14 protein-coding genes are annotated in these 14,922 nt (G+C 71.1%); 1 reads left to right on the forward strand and 13 read right to left on the reverse strand.

Annotation, left to right across the window (positions count from 1 at the left end):
• Positions 1 to 33: 33 nt before the first annotated feature.
• The 5 genes from chvE to ACYVIH_RS16355 all read right to left on the reverse strand — a co-directional run bounded on the left by chvE (position 34) and on the right by ACYVIH_RS16355 (position 6,304).
• A complete protein-coding gene (gene chvE / locus ACYVIH_RS16335) occupies positions 34 to 1,107 on the reverse strand; it encodes a multiple monosaccharide ABC transporter substrate-binding protein (RefSeq protein WP_460870545.1) in 1,074 nt (357 codons plus the stop codon).
• A 75-nt stretch (positions 1,108 to 1,182) separates the two neighbouring features.
• Complete coding sequence (gene araA, locus ACYVIH_RS16340) at positions 1,183 to 2,688, reverse strand: L-arabinose isomerase (protein ID WP_460870546.1); 1,506 nt, start codon at positions 2,686 to 2,688, stop codon at positions 1,183 to 1,185.
• Between the two features lie 28 nt (positions 2,689 to 2,716).
• Positions 2,717 to 3,394 (reverse strand): L-ribulose-5-phosphate 4-epimerase, encoded by a 678-nt coding sequence (locus ACYVIH_RS16345; protein WP_460870547.1) that lies wholly within the window; start codon positions 3,392 to 3,394, stop codon positions 2,717 to 2,719.
• Positions 3,391 to 5,103, reverse strand: a complete 1,713-nt coding sequence (gene araB / locus ACYVIH_RS16350) for a ribulokinase (RefSeq protein ID WP_460870548.1) — start codon at positions 5,101 to 5,103, stop codon at positions 3,391 to 3,393. The genes ACYVIH_RS16345 and araB overlap by 4 nt, the downstream gene beginning before the upstream one ends.
• 181 nt (positions 5,104 to 5,284) lie before the next feature.
• Complete coding sequence (locus ACYVIH_RS16355; RefSeq protein WP_460870549.1) at positions 5,285 to 6,304, reverse strand: LacI family DNA-binding transcriptional regulator; 1,020 nt, start codon at positions 6,302 to 6,304, stop codon at positions 5,285 to 5,287.
• Between the two features lie 57 nt (positions 6,305 to 6,361).
• On the opposite strand from ACYVIH_RS16355, the gene ACYVIH_RS16360 reads away from it, so the two are divergent.
• Positions 6,362 to 7,423, forward strand: coding sequence for an aldose epimerase family protein (locus ACYVIH_RS16360; protein ID WP_460870550.1), 1,062 nt, complete (start codon positions 6,362 to 6,364; stop codon positions 7,421 to 7,423).
• 101 nt (positions 7,424 to 7,524) lie between these two features.
• On the opposite strand, the gene dprA is transcribed toward ACYVIH_RS16360, so the two are convergent.
• The 8 genes from dprA to lepB all read right to left on the reverse strand — a co-directional run bounded on the left by dprA (position 7,525) and on the right by lepB (position 14,914).
• Positions 7,525 to 8,664 (reverse strand): DNA-processing protein DprA, encoded by a 1,140-nt coding sequence (gene dprA / locus ACYVIH_RS16365; RefSeq protein ID WP_460870551.1) that lies wholly within the window; start codon positions 8,662 to 8,664, stop codon positions 7,525 to 7,527.
• Positions 8,661 to 10,250, reverse strand: coding sequence for a YifB family Mg chelatase-like AAA ATPase (locus tag ACYVIH_RS16370; protein WP_460870552.1), 1,590 nt, complete (start codon positions 10,248 to 10,250; stop codon positions 8,661 to 8,663). Before ACYVIH_RS16370 ends, dprA begins: the two co-directional genes overlap by 4 nt.
• Positions 10,250 to 10,618, reverse strand: a complete 369-nt coding sequence (locus ACYVIH_RS16375) for a YraN family protein (RefSeq protein ID WP_460870553.1) — start codon at positions 10,616 to 10,618, stop codon at positions 10,250 to 10,252. The genes ACYVIH_RS16370 and ACYVIH_RS16375 overlap by 1 nt, the downstream gene beginning before the upstream one ends.
• Positions 10,619 to 10,737: 119 nt before the next feature.
• Positions 10,738 to 12,411, reverse strand: a complete 1,674-nt coding sequence (locus ACYVIH_RS16380) for a pilus assembly protein TadG-related protein (protein ID WP_460870554.1) — start codon at positions 12,409 to 12,411, stop codon at positions 10,738 to 10,740.
• Positions 12,411 to 12,896 carry a TadE/TadG family type IV pilus assembly protein gene (locus ACYVIH_RS16385; RefSeq protein ID WP_460870555.1) on the reverse strand — a complete coding sequence of 162 codons (486 nt, stop codon included), beginning with the start codon at positions 12,894 to 12,896 and terminating at the stop codon, positions 12,411 to 12,413. The genes ACYVIH_RS16380 and ACYVIH_RS16385 overlap by 1 nt, the downstream gene beginning before the upstream one ends.
• Before the next feature lie 217 nt (positions 12,897 to 13,113).
• Entirely contained in the window at positions 13,114 to 13,422 is a 309-nt protein-coding gene (locus ACYVIH_RS16390) for a DUF2469 domain-containing protein (RefSeq protein ID WP_460870556.1), read from the reverse strand.
• Positions 13,419 to 14,108 (reverse strand): ribonuclease HII, encoded by a 690-nt coding sequence (locus tag ACYVIH_RS16395; RefSeq protein WP_460870617.1) that lies wholly within the window; start codon positions 14,106 to 14,108, stop codon positions 13,419 to 13,421. Before ACYVIH_RS16395 ends, ACYVIH_RS16390 begins: the two co-directional genes overlap by 4 nt.
• A 17-nt stretch (positions 14,109 to 14,125) precedes the next feature.
• The gene (gene lepB, locus ACYVIH_RS16400; RefSeq protein ID WP_460870557.1) at positions 14,126 to 14,914 is read right to left on the reverse strand and encodes a signal peptidase I; all 789 of its coding nucleotides are present in this window, start codon (positions 14,912 to 14,914) and stop codon (positions 14,126 to 14,128) included.
• Between the last annotated feature and the right edge of the window lie 8 nt (positions 14,915 to 14,922).

The following is a 14,922-nucleotide window of genomic DNA, read 5'->3' on the forward strand; positions in this document are numbered from 1 at the left end:
TGCTCGCCGGGCAGCACACCGATCACGGGTGGGTTACTTGAGGTCGCTCTCGCTGTAGTAGCCGGTGTCGACCAGCGCCGACTGGACGTTCTCCTTGGTCACCGGCACGGGCTCGAGCAGGTACGACGGTACGACCTTCACGCCGTTGTCGTAGGTCTCGGTGTCGTTGACCTCGGGCTTCTCGCCCGCGGTGATCGCCTCGATCATGTCCACCGTGACCTCGGCGAGGTCGCGGGTGTCCTTGAAGATCGTGGAGTACTGCTCGCCGGCGAGGATGGACTTCACCGACTGCAGCTCGGCGTCCTGCCCGGTCACGACCGGGAGCGGCTTGTTGCCACCGCCGTAGCCGTTGGCCTTGAGGGCGGCGATGATGCCCAGCGACAGACCGTCGTAGGGGGACAGCACGCCATCGACCGTCTCACGCGTGTAGGTGTTGGTGAGGATGTCCTCCATGCGCTTCTGGGCCGTTGCCGGGTCCCAGCGCAGGATCGCGGCCTGGTCGAAGTCGGTCTGGCCGGAGACGACCTTGATCTCGCCGGAGTCGATCATCGGCTGCAGGACCGACATCGCGCCGTTCCAGAAGAACGTCGCGTTGTTGTCGTCGGGCGAGCCGGCGAAGAGCTCGACGTTGTAGGGGCCCTCGCCGGTCGCCTTGAGGCCCTCGACCAGCGACTCGGCCTGCTGCACGCCGACCTTCTCGTTGTCGAAGGTGGTGTAGTAGTCGACCGACTCCGACTCGCGGATCAATCGGTCGTAGGCGATGACCGGGACGTCGGTGTCCTCGGCCTGCTGCAGCACGTCACCGAGCGCGGTGCCGTCGATGGAGGCGATGACCAGCGCGTCGACGCCCTTGGTGACCATGTTCTCGACCTGCGAGATCTGGGTCGGGATGTCGTCCTCGGCGTACTGCAGGTCGACGGTGTAACCGGCGTCCTCGAGCTGCTTCTTCATGTTGTTGCCGTCGGCGATCCAGCGCTCCGAGGACTTGGTCGGCATCGCGACGCCGATCGTGCCCTTGTCGCCCTCACCGGAACCGCCGTCGTCACCACATGCCGCCAGGCTCAACGCGAGCCCGCCGGCGACGATAGTTGCGAGTACCTTCCGCACTGCTGTTCTCCGTTCAACTGGTCGAAAGGACGGGCTCGTCCCGATCCTTCTCGGTGTTGTCTCTTCTGTCAGGGGTCAGAGGCCTTGCGCGAGCCGGTGGTAGGCCTGGTTCCACCGGAGCTCCTGGGTGAAGCGCCGGATCTCGGTCGCTTCGTCGATGACGACCAGCTCGGTAGCGGCCATCTCCGCGAGGTCCCACAGGTGCTCGCTGGTGAGCGCCGAGGAGAGCACCGTGTGGTGCGGTCCGCCGGCGGTCAGCCACGCCTCGGTCGAGGTGCGCAGGTCCGGGGCCGGCTGCCACACCGCTCGGGCGACGGGCAGCTTGGGCAGCGGCTGGTCCGGCGCGACGACCTCGATCTCGTTGGCCACCAGGCGGAACCGGTCACCGAGGTCTGCCAGACCGACCACGACCGCCGGGCCGGGCGCCGCGTCGAAGACCAGGCGGACCGGGTCCTCGCGGCCACCGATGCCGAGCGGGTGGATCTCCAGCGACGGTCTGTCCACCGCGATCGAGGGGCAGACCTCGAGCATGTGCGCGCCGAGGATCTTCTCCTCGCCGGGCACCAGGTGGTAGGTGTAGTCCTCCATGAACGACGTCCCGCCGGGGAGGCCCTCTGCCATCGCCTTGAGGGTGCGCAGCATGAGCGAGGTCTTCCAGTCGCCCTCGCCGCCGAAGCCGTAGCCGTCGGCCATCAGTCGCTGTACGGCGAGACCCGGCAGCTGGCGCAGGCCGCCGAGGTCCTCGAAGTTCGTGGTGAACGCCGTGAAGCCGCCGTCGTCGAGGAAGGTCCGCAGGCCGAGCTCGATCCGGGCGCCGTAGCGCAGCGACTCGTGCCGATCCCCGCCCCGGCGCAGCTCGGCGACCACGCTGTAGCTGTCCTGGTACTCCGCGACCAGGGCGTCGACCTCCGCATCTGTCACTTCGTCGACGACGGCGACCAGGTCGTTGACACCGTAGGTGTTGACGGAGGCGCCGAAGCGGCGCTCGGCCTCGACCTTGTCGCCCTCGGTGACGGCCACGTTGCGCATGTTGTCGCCGAACCGGGCCAGTCGCATGCTGCGCATCGCGGCCAGGCCGATCGCTGCACGGGCCCAGGTGCCGACGCGCTCGGCGACGGCGGGGTCGCTGACGTGGCCGGCGACGGTCTTGCGGCGCACACCCAGGCGGGTCTGCGCGTAGCCGAACTCCCGGTCGCCGTGGGCGGCCTGGTTGAGGTTCATGAAGTCCATGTCGATCTCGGACCAGGGCAGCTCGACGTTCGCCTGCGTGTGCAGGTGGAGCAACGGCTTGCGCAGCAGGTCGAGGCCGGTGATCCACATCTTGGCGGGGCTGAACGTGTGCATCCAGGCGATCACGCCCACGCAGCTGTCCTGGGAGTTCGCGTCGAGCAGCACCCTGCGGATCGCGCCGGCGTCGGTGAGCACCGGCTTGCTGACCACACGCACCGGGACCGCGTCGGCCCGGTCGAGCGCCTCGGCCACCTGTCGCGACTGGTCGGCCACCTGACGAAGCACGTCCTCGCCGTACAGCCCCTGGCTCCCGGTCAGGAACCAGATCTCGCCCACCTCGTTGCCGTTCACCCAGCGGCTCCTTCCGCGTTCTCGTTCATCAGTGCTGCCCGTAGACGTTCTGGTAGCGGGCGTAGAGGCTGTCGACGTCGGTCTGCGCCATCGGGACCGGCTCGCCGAGCTGACGGGCGATGTGCACGGTGCGCGCCACGTCCTCGACCATCACCGCCGCCTTGACCGCAGCCCGTGCGTCCTTGCCGACGGTGAAGGGGCCGTGGTTCTGCATGAGCACGGCCGGTGAGCGACTCTCCCGCAGCGTCGAGACGATCCCCTCCCCGATCGACTCGTCACCGATCAGCGCGAAGGGACCGACCGGCACCTCACCGCCGAACTCGTCGGCGATCATGGTCAGGACGCACGGGATCGGCTCGCCGCGCGCCGCCCAGGCGGTCGCGTAGGTGGAGTGGGTGTGCACCACTCCGCCGACCTCCGGCATGTGCCGGTAGACGTAGGCGTGGGCCGCGGTGTCCGAGGAGGGCGCGTAGTCGCCCTCGACGAGCTCGCCGTGCAGGTCGGTCACGACCATGTTCTCCGCCGACAGCTCGTCGTAGGAGACGCCGGAGGGCTTGATCACCATCAGGTCGTGACCGGGCACCCGGGCCGACACGTTGCCGGCGGTCCAGATCACCAGCTGGTACCTGGTGAGCTCCGCGTGCAGGGCAGCCACCGACTCCCTCAGCTCCTGGACCGTGCCGCGCGCCACCTCGGGGATGCTCATCGCAGCCCTCCCGCCTCGACCTGGTCCGGCTCGGACAGCTCCGCGGCATGGTCGGCCGGAGCGGCCTGCGCCATGACTGCTCGGCGGCGCTGCTTGAGGCGGTGCATGACCTCGTTGGTGCCGCGGCCGAAGTAGTCGTGAAGCAGCCGGTACTCCTCGAACAGCTCGTCGTAGGCGGCCGCGTTCTCCGGGATCGGCCGGTAGACATCGCGGTGCACGCGGCCCATCGCCGCCGAGGCTGCGTGGATGTCGGGGTAGGCGCCGGCGGCCACGGCGGCGTGGATGGCCGAGCCGACGGCGGGCCCCTCGTTGGAGCTGATCGTGGACAGCGGCCGGTTCGTGACGTCGGCGTACACCTGCATGAGGAACGGGTTCTTCAACAGTCCACCGGCGATGATCAGCTCGGTCACCGGGACGCCGGCCGCCTGGAAGGTCTCGATGATGGTGCGCGTGCCGAAGGCGGTGGCCTCCACGAGCGCGCGGTAGATGTCCTCGGGCCGGGTCGCGAGGGTCTGCCCGACGATCACGCCGGAGAGCTCGTGGTCCACCAGGACCGACCGGTTTCCGCTGTGCCAGTCGAGGGCGACCAGGCCGTGCTCGCCCACGCGCTGCTTCGCCGCGATCTCGGAGAGGTAGGTGTGCAGGTCCTGGCCGCGTTCACGTGCGGCGGCGGCGTAGGACTCCGGGACCCCGTTGTCGACGAACCAGCCGAAGATGTCTCCCACACCGCTCTGCCCGGCCTCGTAGCCCCACATCCCGGGCACGATGCCGCCGTCGACCACGCCCGCCATGCCCGGCACCTCGCGGAGGGTCTCGCTGCTCATCACGTGGCACGTCGAGGTGCCCATGATCGCGACCATCTGCCCGGTCTCGACCGCGCGTGCCGCCGGCGCGGTGACGTGTGCGTCGACGTTGCCGACGGCGACCGCGATCCCCTCGGGCAGCCCGGTCCACTTGGCGGCCTCCGCGGTGAGCGATCCGGCCCGCTCACCGAGCTGGCCGATGGTGCGCTCGAGCTTGTCGGAGACGAACCCGGCGAACTCGGGGTTCAGGGCACCGAGGAAGTCCGTGGACGGGTAGGTGCCGTCCTGGTAGATCCCCTTGTAGCCCGCGGTGCAGGCGTTGCGCACGTAGCTGCCGCACAGCTGCCAGACGATCCAGTCGGCAGCCTCGACGAAGTGGTCCATCGCCCGGTAGACCTCGGGGGCCTCCTCGAGCAGCTGCAGCCCCTTGGCGAACTCCCACTCCGAGGAGATCAGCCCGCCGTACCGAGCCAGCCAGGGCTCGCTGCGGTCGCGGGCGAGCTCGTTGATCCGGTCGGCGTGCGGCTGGGCGGCATGGTGCTTCCAGAGCTTGACGTAGGCGTGCGGGTTGTTCTCGAACTCGGCCAGCTCGCACAGCGGCGTGCCGTCCGAGCGCGTGGGGACCATCGTGCACGCCGTGAAGTCCGTGGCGATGCCGATCACGTCCGTCGGGTCGACCCCGGCCGCCTCGAGCGCGGCCGGGACGGCGACCTTGAGCACCTCGACGTAGTCGGCGGGCACCTGAAGCGCCCACTCGGGCGGCAGAGCCGTGGTGCCGTCGGGCATCACCCGGTCGAGGACACCGTGTGCGTAGGGGTGGGCGGCGCTGCCGAGCTCCTCACCGTCGCTCACGCGGACGACCACGGCCCGCCCCGAAAGGGTGCCGAAGTCGACTCCGACCACCATGGGCGCACCCTGAGCCATCGCTGCCTGCCTCTCTCGCCGTGGGCACGCTCTCGAAATGTGAGCGCTAACATTTCGACGAGTGTCACGCCTCACTCCGACCACGTCAAGTAACCCGTAGGTAACAGATCGAAATACGGACTTTGGTCCCGCGGCGCGAGCGACCCGCCTCAGCGAACCGGCGTCAGCGAGGCGAGCGGGTCGATCCGCGGACGACCAGCGACGGCGGGACGAGTGGCACAGCGGCGGCCTGCTCGCCCTCGAGAACCCGCTGCACCAGACCCATCGCGCGGCGGCCGAGCTCGGCGAAGTCCTGCCGCACGGTGGTCAGCGGCGGAGCCAAGTAGCCCGCCTCGGGGAGGTCGTCGAAGCCGACCACGCTGACGTCCTCGGGTACCCGGCGTCCGGCTTCCCGCAGGGCGTGCATCAGGCCCAGGGCCATCTGGTCGTTGGCCGCGAAGACCGCGGTGACGTCGGGCTCCCGGGCCAGCGACCGGCCCGTCTCGTAGCCGCTGCGGGCGCTCCAGTCACCACCCCAGCGAAGCGGCGGGACCGGCCGCCCGGACTCCTCGAGCTGTGCCCGCCATCCGTCCCGCCGGGCGACCGCCTCGGACCAGTCCTGGGGGCCGGCGAGGTGTACGACGGTCTCGTGGCCGAGCTCGAGGAGGTGCTCGGTGGCCATCCGGGCACCCGCCAGCTGGTCGACGCCGGCGGTGAGCGGCAGCTCGGACAGGTCGCCCTCGACGGTGACCACCGGGACCCCGAGCTCCAGCTCCCTGCTCCAGCGCAGCACCGACCGGTGCGGCACGACCAGCACGAGGCACTCGACCGAACGCTCCAGGAGGTGGTCCACCGCGGACCGGAACGACTCCGAGGTGAAGTCCTGGACCCCGACGATGGTCAGGTCGTACGGCGTGCGGCGGACCGCCTCCTGCAACCCGAGGATCACGCTCGCCGGGCCGTACTGCGCCGTGCCGTAGGTGACCACGCCGATCATCTGCGAGCGGCTCGAGGCGAGCAGTCGCGCTGCGGTGTTGCGCCGGTAGCCGAGTGCCTCGACCGCGGCCATCACCCGGCGCCGGGTCTCCGGCCGCACCCCTGCGTAGTCGTTGAGCACCCGGGAGACGGTCTGGTGGGAGACGCCGGCGAGCTGCGCCACCTCGGCCATCCGGGGCGGCCGAGCAGGTGTCGCAGACGTGGACATGCTGTGATGTTATGACGGATCAGCAGGCGGGACCGGGGACGTGAGGAAGTTGGGGCGATGACCGACCTTCGTTGGGAGGAGCTCGGGGTCACCCATGACGGCACCCCCGTGGAGCGCATCGAGCTGCACCACGGCGACCTCACCGCGGCCTTCCTGACCTTCGGCGCGACCCTGCAGTCCCTGCGCGCTCCCGACCGGGACGGTCGGCTCGACGACGTCGTCCTCGGGTTCGACACGCTTGAGGGCTACCTGGAGCAGGATGCGTTCATCGGCGCCGTCGTCGGGAGGTACGCCAACCGGATCGCCCACGGCCGGTTCGTCCTGGACGGCCAGGAGCACCGCGTCCCGGCGACCGACCGAGGCCACGCCCTGCACGGCGGACCGGACGGCTTCCATCGCCAGGTGTGGGCGCGGCGGGCGACGACGTCGGTCGACGGTCCCCAGGTCGTGTTCGAGCACGTGAGCCAGCACGGCCACATGGGGTTCCCCGGAACCGTCGAGGTGAGCGTCACCTACACGCTGACGACCGACGGGTTGCGCGTCGAGTACCTTGCGGTCGCCGATCGGCCCACGCTCGTGAACCCGACCCACCATGCGTACTTCAACCTCGCCGGGGTCTGCGGCGGCACCGTCGAGCGGCACGAGCTCGAGATCCTCGCCGACCGCTACCTGCCCGTGGACGAGACCGGGATTCCGATCGGTGGCCCGGCGCCGGTCGCCGGGACGCCGTTCGACTTCCGGGAGCCTCGACCGGTGGGCGCACGGCTGAGGAACGGCGCCGAGCAGCTGCGGAACGCCCTCGGTTACGACCACAGCTGGGTCCTGGACCGGCCGACGTCCAACGACGGGCTCACCCTGGCCGCGCGGGTGCGGGACCCCGACTCGGGGCGCGTCCTCGAGGTGTCCACCGACCGGCCGGCGGTGCACTTCTACTCCGGAAACCAGCTCGACGGCTCGTTGCTGGGCAAGGGCGGGCGGACCTATCGGCAGAGCGACGGGCTCTGCCTGGAGACGCAGACCTATCCCGACTCGCCCAACCGGCCGGACTTCCCGCCCGCGACGCTGTTCCCCGGGCAGCGCTTCTCCTCGACGACCTTCTTCGGTCTCCGCGCGGACTGACCCCGGTGGCCGCCCCTGGGCACCGGAGCTCGGATCAGCGCCGGGGCCCGCTGACCTGACCCGGCGAGCCGGCCAGCGGCGGCTCTCGCCGCCCGGGTCGGTCACCCACCGGCCGCCTCGGCAGGCTGTCGGCGGCGCACCCAGCCGCGATCTGTGCGGTGGACCAGCCCGAGCGCCCGCAGCCGCTCCACCGCGGTCTCCACCTCACGCAGGCCGACCCCCGCGGTGCGCGACAACGAGTCGGCCGCCGCCGGTTGCATCACCGGCACCGCGTCGAGCACCTGTCGCTCCCGGTCGCTGAGCCGGTCCTCGAGCCGCTCCGGTGCCCGCGGCGGCGCACTGAGGAACGAACCCGCCGGGGAGACCAGCTCGAGGACGTCGGCGCCGGAGGTCACCAGCTCGGCCCCGTGGGAGCGGATCAGCTCGTGGACTCCCTGGGACGGCGCGCTGGTGACCGCCCCGGGAACCCCCATCAGCACGCGGTGCAGCCGCAACGCCCAGTTCGCGGTGTTGAGCGCTCCGCTGCGCACCGCGGCCTCGACCACGACCGTGCCCTGGGCAAGAGCGGCGATCAGCCGGTTACGGGCGAGGAAGCGCACCTTGGTCGGGGCAGCGCCCGGCGGCACCTCCGACACCACCAGGCCGACGTCGGCGATGTAGTCGAGCAGGTTGCGGTGCGCCGACGGATAGGCCCGGTCGGCGCCGCACGCGAGCACGGCGACCGTCGGCCCCTTCGCCGCGAGCGCACCGCGATGGGCCGCCTGGTCGATCCCGAACGCGGCGCCCGACACGACCGCGACCCCGCGCTCGCCGAGGTCCGCGGCGATGTCGGCAGCCACCCCGGTGCCGTAGGTCGTCGCGGACCTGGACCCCACCACCGCTGTCGCCCGGGCAGCCACCTGGTCGAGCCGCAGGGGACCCTTGAGCCACAGGCACAGCGGCACCCCTCCCCGGCTCTGCAGCGGCTCGGCGTGCCGGAGGTCGGTCAGCCCGGAGGGCCACTCCTGGTCGCCGGGGCACACCAGGCGGATGCCCTTGGCCGCGGCGTCCTCGATGTCGCGCTCGGGGTCGAGACCCCGCAGTCTGGTGGCGACGTCGGTGTAGACCCCGCCGAGGTCCTGCTCGTCCCGGAGCTGCTGGAAGACCTCCTCGGCCCCGAGCTCCGCGACCAGTCTGGTCAGCCGGACATCGCCCGGCTCCCCCACCCGGCTCAGCGCAGCGCGGGCGATGCGCTCGCTCATCGCGCCCCTCCCGACAGCGCGCCGACCAGCAGCGGCTCACCGGTCCGCAGTCGGAGCGCGGTGTCCACCTCGTCGGGTCCCGGCTGCTCCAGACCGCGCAGGTCGGTGACCGACCAGGCCAGCCGGTGCACCCGGGTGGCGCCACGACGGGTCAGGGCACCCGCGTAGACCCGGTCGTCGACCAGGGTCTGAGCGTCCTCCGGCAGGGGCCACCGGTCGCGGAGCACCGGGCCCGGCACCGCGCTGTTGAGCCGCCAGCCGGTGCCGGCATACCGGGTCGCTTGTCGTTCCCGGGCCGCAGTGACCCTGGCCCGCACCGTGGCGCTGCTCTCCCGGCTGGCGAACCGGTCGTCACGCTCCCGACGCCCGAGCGGCTCGAGGTGCCGCACGATGTCGATGCGGTCGGCGATCGGGCCGCTGATCTTGCGGCGGTACTCCCGCCGACGCACCTCCAGGCACTCGCAGCGGTTGTCGCGGTTGGTCGGGTGGTACTCCCCGCAGGGACACGGGTTGCACGCGAGGACGAACATAGCCCTCGCGGGAAACGTGGCGATCTCCTCACCACGGGCGATGGTGACCTCGCCGCTCTCGAGTGGCTCGCGCAGCCCTTCGATGATGTCGGCCTGGAAGAGCGGAAACTCGTCGAGGAAGAGGGCCCCGGTGTGGGCGCGGCTGACCTCACCGGGATGGACCCGGCCGCTGCCGCCACCGAGCATCCCGGTCCGGGTCGCCGAGTGGTGCGGTGCCCGGAACGGCGGCCGGGTGAGCACGCCCTGTCCCGGCGGCAGGCATCCGGCCAGCGAGTAGATCGCGCTCAGCTCCAGGGCCTCCTCGAGCGTGAGGTCCGGCAGGATGCCCGGCAGTCGCTCCGCCAGGGTGGTCTTTCCCGCGCCCTTCGGGCCGCTCAGCATCAGGTGGTGCCCGCCGGCGGCGGCCACCTCGAGGGCGTACTTCGCCTCCTCCATGCCGAGGACGTCGGAGAGGTCGACGTCCTCCATCCGGTCCTCGCCGCGCCAGGTGAGCAGCGGTCCCGCCGCCAGCGGGGGAACCGGGGCCGCCTCGGGCGGTGGGTCACCACGCAGCAGCGCCACCACCTGGGCGAGTGACCTCGCGCCGAGGACGGTCATCCCCGGGATCATGGCCGCCTCGTGCGCCTGGGGCTCCGGCACCACCATGGTGCCGATGCCCCGCGCCGAGGCGGCCATCGCCATCGGGAGCACTCCCGGGACGGCCCGGAGCCTCCCCTCGAGGGTCAGCTCGCCGACGAACACGACACCGTCGAGGGCGGCGACCGGGACCGCGCGGGAGGCCGCCAGCACGGCGACCGCGATCGCGAGGTCGAAGTGCGGCCCGCGCTTGGGCAGGTCGGCGGGCGAGAGCAGGATCGTGACCCGCCGGGTGGTGGGCCAGCTGAAGCCGCTGTTCGTCACCGCTGCGCGACACCGGTCGCGAGACTCGCTGATCGACGCGTCGGGCCGGCCCACCAGCGAGGTCTTCACCAGGCCCTGCGCGACGTCGACCTGGACGTCGATCAGATGACCGCTGGCGCCCTGGAGCGTGATCGTGCGTGCGGTCGCGACCCCCATCAGGCCATTCCTCGCACGTGCTGGACCTCCACAGGTCGGCCCGGGACCGCCAGCACCCCGATCAGGTCGATCCGCACCTCGTCAGGGCGCAGGTCGTGGTCGGCGATCCACAGGGCGGCCAGCCGTCGCAGGCGGGCCGCCTTCTGCTCGGTGACCGCCTCCAGCGGGCTGCCGAATGCGACCGAGGACCGGGTCTTGACCTCGCACACGACGAGCACCCGGCCGTCGCGAAGCACGAGGTCGATCTCGCCGGACGGACACCTCCAGTTGCGGTCGAGCAGGACCAGGCCTTGCTCGATGAGATGTCGCGCGGCGAGCGCCTCGCCGAACGCTCCCAGGGATGCTCGTTGTCGGGCAGCAGCAGTCATGTCGGACCTCCTGCAGGAAGCCTCCCCGACCCGCCGTGCGCCGAGGGGCACGGCAGTCCCGGCTGTGGATGCAGCCGCGAGGGAACGCGCTGTGGACCGCTAGCGGCCTGAGGTCGAGGTCAGCCGCGCAGGGCCGGGGTGTCGCAGGAAGGGTGCGGCACGCCGTACACGTCGGCGCCGGCGGTCTTCAGACCCAGCATGGTCGACAGCGGCTCGATCAGCAGGCCGTTGAGCTCCTCGACGACCAGCTCGCCGAGCTGGATCCGGAGACCGGCGGCGAGGCCGGCACCGCCCCAGCTGCCGCCCCCGTTGACCCGAAGGTCCACGGTCGGGATCACGAACGGGCCCGCGGGTGTCGGCGCCGGACTGTCGTAGGTCATCGGCGGGTAGCTCAGCTCGACCGATCCGCCTGACCGGGAGGCGTTGTGCGCCTCGAGACCGATGTGGAGGTCCGCGCTCGATCCCCAGCCGACGACGTCGAGGTTGGCCTCGAGGCCGATGTCGGCGAGGGCTGTCCCGACCTCGACGGTCATCCCCTCGGGGTCGCCGGGAGCAGCCGGACACGTGATCTCGGTCAGGACGCCCTCGGCGCTGCCGAGCTCGATCGCAAGACGTGAGATGTCGAGGTCGACGTCGACACCGAGTATCGGAGGCAGGTCCAGCAGTCGCCCGTGCCTGACCTCGATCTCCAGCTGAGAGGTCTCCGCCCGCGCCCGACCGACCGGCCCGCAGGCCATCTGTGGACGTTGCACGACCTTGATCCTCAGCTGCGAGCTCGTGCCGAGCCACGGCAGGGTCACCGACGCCGGCACGTCGAGGAAGTGGTCGCCGTTGGCCACGAACGCCGCCCCGGTCACGAGGTCGAGCACGTCGAGCCTCGCGGCCAGGGCGCTGCTGTCGCCGGGGGTCAGTGCGACCAGGTCGGTCAGCCGCACCGGCGGAAGGGCGCCGACCCGGGTGGCGAGCGTCTGGAGCAGGTCGACGTTGGCACTCTGCCCCGACTGGCGGCTGAGCACGTCGGCCACCGCCAGGTAGAAGCCGCCGATGCTCACCTCCTCGAGAGCCAGGACCTCATCGACCGTGCCCGCTCCCAGCTCCAGTGCGAGGTCAGCCAGGGTCACCTTGGCACCGGCGAGTCCGCGGTAGCTCAGGACCTCGAGGTCGAGCGCGTCGTTGAGCAACGCGGTGAGCAGGGGCGAGTCCGCACTCCGCAGGCTCGCGCCATAGGAGCCGAGCTTGAAGCAGGCTGACGGCTGGAGCGCTGCCACCGCGGTCCTGGCTGCTCCCCCGCTCCCGCCGGTGAACACGTAGTCGACCGTCGTCGAGGCGCGCACCCGCACCGCGGTGGGCACCGTCGACCCGTCGGGTGCGGGCACGAAGTCGCCCGTGTGCGGGTCCAGCGTGCCGAGCTCGGCGGCCAGCTCGGGCGCCTCCCCGAGGGTCAGGTTGTTGCGGGCCAGGATCTCGACAACCGCGTCCTGCCAGGTCGGGTCGGCGCTGATCTCGGCCGCCGTACGGCCTCGCATCTCCCGGGCCAGATCGAGCGCCGCCACGTCGGCGAGCGCCTGCATGTCCCGCCGGCTGACCCGCTGCATGCCGAGGTCCACCGCAAACGCCGCCACCAGGATCAGCACCGAGGCCAGCACGGCGAACATCACCGCGACCGCACCGCGCTCGTCGCGACGGCTCCTCTCCCCGGACACCGGGGTCTCGACGGGCTCGACCACCGGAGGCCGAACCACCGGAGTCATGACCACCGGAGGCCGGACCACCGGAGGCCGGTGCTCGGGCATCAGGCACTGACCTCGGCGACGGCGGTGTAGGTGAGCGACTCGGGAAGCGAGAACCCGAGCCCGGGCACGCTCGGCAGCAACGGGTGGTCCCGGTAGTCGTAGGTCAGCCGGACGCTGACGCACTGCCGAGCCGCGTCGTTGACACATGCCGCGACCGTCGGGGCGCAGCTGCCGACGACCTGCCCCTCCCGCAGCAGCTGGGTGCCGACGCAGCTGACGCCATAGCTCTGCAGGGCCTCGTTGACCGCGTGCAGCGCCCGCAGCGTCTTGTCGCCGGCCGAGACCAACGGTGGTGCGACCGCCGCCGCCCGCGCGCCCTCGGCCGCGCCCTGGCTCAGCGCCTGGCGGAAGCTGAGCATGTAGCCGAAGCTGATGATGCCGAAGACCAGGCTGAGCAGCAGCGGTACGACGAGCGCGAACTCGACGACCGCAGCACCGTTCTCGGCGCCACGGATCCGTGCTCTCGCCCACGTGGACACGCCCATCAGTCGTCCCCTCCCAAAGACAGACCTGCCGGACTCCCTCAAGTCCGGCGAGCAGGGAGCGCCGAGCTCCCTGTGACGACGTGGAACCCGAGCTCCGACGCCCCCGCTGTGACGCGGGTCTCAGCCTCAGGTTACCCAGGCGGTCACCGGCGTGCAAACCGGTGGAAAGGTAAAGAATTCGGACAGCCCTCAAGTCGAGGGACCTCCCGACCGATGCTCACCCCTTGGGCGGCTCGAGGTCGGACTGGTTCAGCTCCTCGACGTTGACGTCCTTGAAGGTGAGGACCTTGACGTTCTTGGCGAACCGGGCGGGGCGGTACATGTCCCAGACCCAGGCGTCGGTCATCGACACCTCGAAGAAGACGTCACCGGCCTCGGTCCGCGCCTTCACCTCGACCTGGTTGCACAGGTAGAAGCGGCGGTCGGTCTCCACGACGTACTTGAAGATCCCGACCACGTCGCGGTACTCGCGGTAGAGCTGGAGCTCCATCTCGGTCTCGTACTTCTCGAGATCCTCGGCGCTCATCGTGCCTCCTCCGCTTCCAGAACCCGTCCGGCCGCAGCCTCGGGCTCATTGTCCGCCATGTCCTCGACCCGGCGCACGTTGACGAACCTGCGGCGATGGACCGGACACGGCCCGTGCTCCTCCAGCGCCGCGGTGTGCACCGCGGTGATGTAGCCCTTGTGCGTCGCGAAGTCGTAGGCGGGGTAGACCTCGTCCAGCTCGGCCATGATCCGGTCCCGGGTCACCTTCGCGACCACCGACGCAGCCGAGATGCACGCCGCGACCCGGTCGCCCTTCCACACCGCGAGCCCCGGGACCTCGAGGCCGTCGACGGGGAACCCGTCGGTGAGCACGTACGACGGTCGCACGTCCAACCGTGCGAGCGCCCGGCGGAGCGCCTCGACGTTGGCCACGTGCATGCCGATCCGGTCGCACTCCTCGGGCTCGACGACCACGACCGACCAGGCCAGGGCCCGGCGCAGGATCTGGTCGTAGCAGCGTTCGCGGGCGAGCGGCGTGAGCAGCTTCGAGTCGGCCAGGCCGGGCACCTCACCGCGCCGGCCCTCGGGCAGGATCACGGCCGCGGCGACGAGTGGGCCGGCACACGCGCCCCGCCCGGCCTCGTCGACCCCCGCGATCGGATCGAGGCCGGCTCGGCGCAGTGCTCGCTCGTAGCCGTACAGCCCCGCGTCGCGGCGGACCGTCATGCCCCGTGGCAGGACGCTCACGACGGACCTCCCACCGCGTCGAAGGTCGCAGGGCGTTCGATCATCGTCAGGTGGTCCCAGGGCCAGACCACCATGAACACCTTGCCGACCACGTCGTCGACGGGGATCATCCCGCCGCCGGGGTCACCGAGATGCTTGCGCGAGTCCGCGGAGTTCGACCGGTTGTCGCCCTGCACCCACAGGTAGCCGTCGGGGACCGCGATGTCGAACCGCTCGATGGAGGGCTTCTCCCCCGCCGGGAGATACGACTCCTCGTGGAGCGCGACGCCGTTGACCGTGATCCGGCCGTCGGCGTTGCAGCACACCACGCGGTCACCGCCGACCCCGATCACCCGCTTCACCAGGTGGCCGCCGGTGGGGTACAGACCGACGGTCTCCATCGCCTTGGCCAGCGGCGAGTCGGCGGTGCCGGTCTCGGCGGGACCGAGCCAGCCGCCGGGGTCGGAGAAGACGACGATGTCACCGCGCTGCGGCACCCCGGTCCAGTAGGAGACCTTCTGGACCAGGATCCGGTCGTCGAGCACGAGCGTGTCGTTCATCGAACCCGACGGGATGTAGAAGGCCTGCAGGAAGAACGACTTGATGACCACCGCGAGCACCAGCGCCATCACCAGCAGGAGACCCATCTCCTGCCACACCGGAAGGGCGTGCCGGTGCGCCGCGCGCCCAGCAGGGGCCGGCGCCACCGGCGCACCGTCCGGAGCGGCTTGTGGAGCGCCCGGAGAGACAGAGGACCGCGCCCCGATCACGGGGTCGCGGTCCACGTCCTGCGCGTCGTCTGTCACGCAGCGAG

The sequence above is a fragment of the Nocardioides pakistanensis genome (assembly GCF_054781215.1).

Excerpts from the sequence above, each read along its gene's own strand:
- ACYVIH_RS16390 (WP_460870556.1), bottom strand. The coding sequence starts at position 13,422 with ATGAGCGCCGAGGATCTCGAGAAGTACGAGACCGAGATGGAGCTCCAG.
- araB (WP_460870548.1), bottom strand. The coding sequence starts at position 5,103 with ATGGTGGTCGGAGTCGACTTCGGCACCCTTTCGGGGCGGGCCGTGGTC.
- ACYVIH_RS16395 (WP_460870617.1), bottom strand. The coding sequence starts at position 14,108 with ATGACGGTCCGCCGCGACGCGGGGCTGTACGGCTACGAGCGAGCACTG.
- ACYVIH_RS16370 (WP_460870552.1), bottom strand. The coding sequence starts at position 10,250 with ATGGGGGTCGCGACCGCACGCACGATCACGCTCCAGGGCGCCAGCGGT.
- ACYVIH_RS16385 (WP_460870555.1), bottom strand. The coding sequence starts at position 12,896 with ATGGGCGTGTCCACGTGGGCGAGAGCACGGATCCGTGGCGCCGAGAAC.
- ACYVIH_RS16360 (WP_460870550.1), top strand. The coding sequence starts at position 6,362 with ATGACCGACCTTCGTTGGGAGGAGCTCGGGGTCACCCATGACGGCACC.
- ACYVIH_RS16375 (WP_460870553.1), bottom strand. The coding sequence starts at position 10,618 with ATGACTGCTGCTGCCCGACAACGAGCATCCCTGGGAGCGTTCGGCGAG.
- ACYVIH_RS16345 (WP_460870547.1), bottom strand. The coding sequence starts at position 3,394 with ATGAGCATCCCCGAGGTGGCGCGCGGCACGGTCCAGGAGCTGAGGGAG.
- dprA (WP_460870551.1), bottom strand. The coding sequence starts at position 8,664 with ATGAGCGAGCGCATCGCCCGCGCTGCGCTGAGCCGGGTGGGGGAGCCG.
- ACYVIH_RS16380 (WP_460870554.1), bottom strand. The coding sequence starts at position 12,411 with ATGCCCGAGCACCGGCCTCCGGTGGTCCGGCCTCCGGTGGTCATGACT.
- ACYVIH_RS16355 (WP_460870549.1), bottom strand. The coding sequence starts at position 6,304 with ATGTCCACGTCTGCGACACCTGCTCGGCCGCCCCGGATGGCCGAGGTG.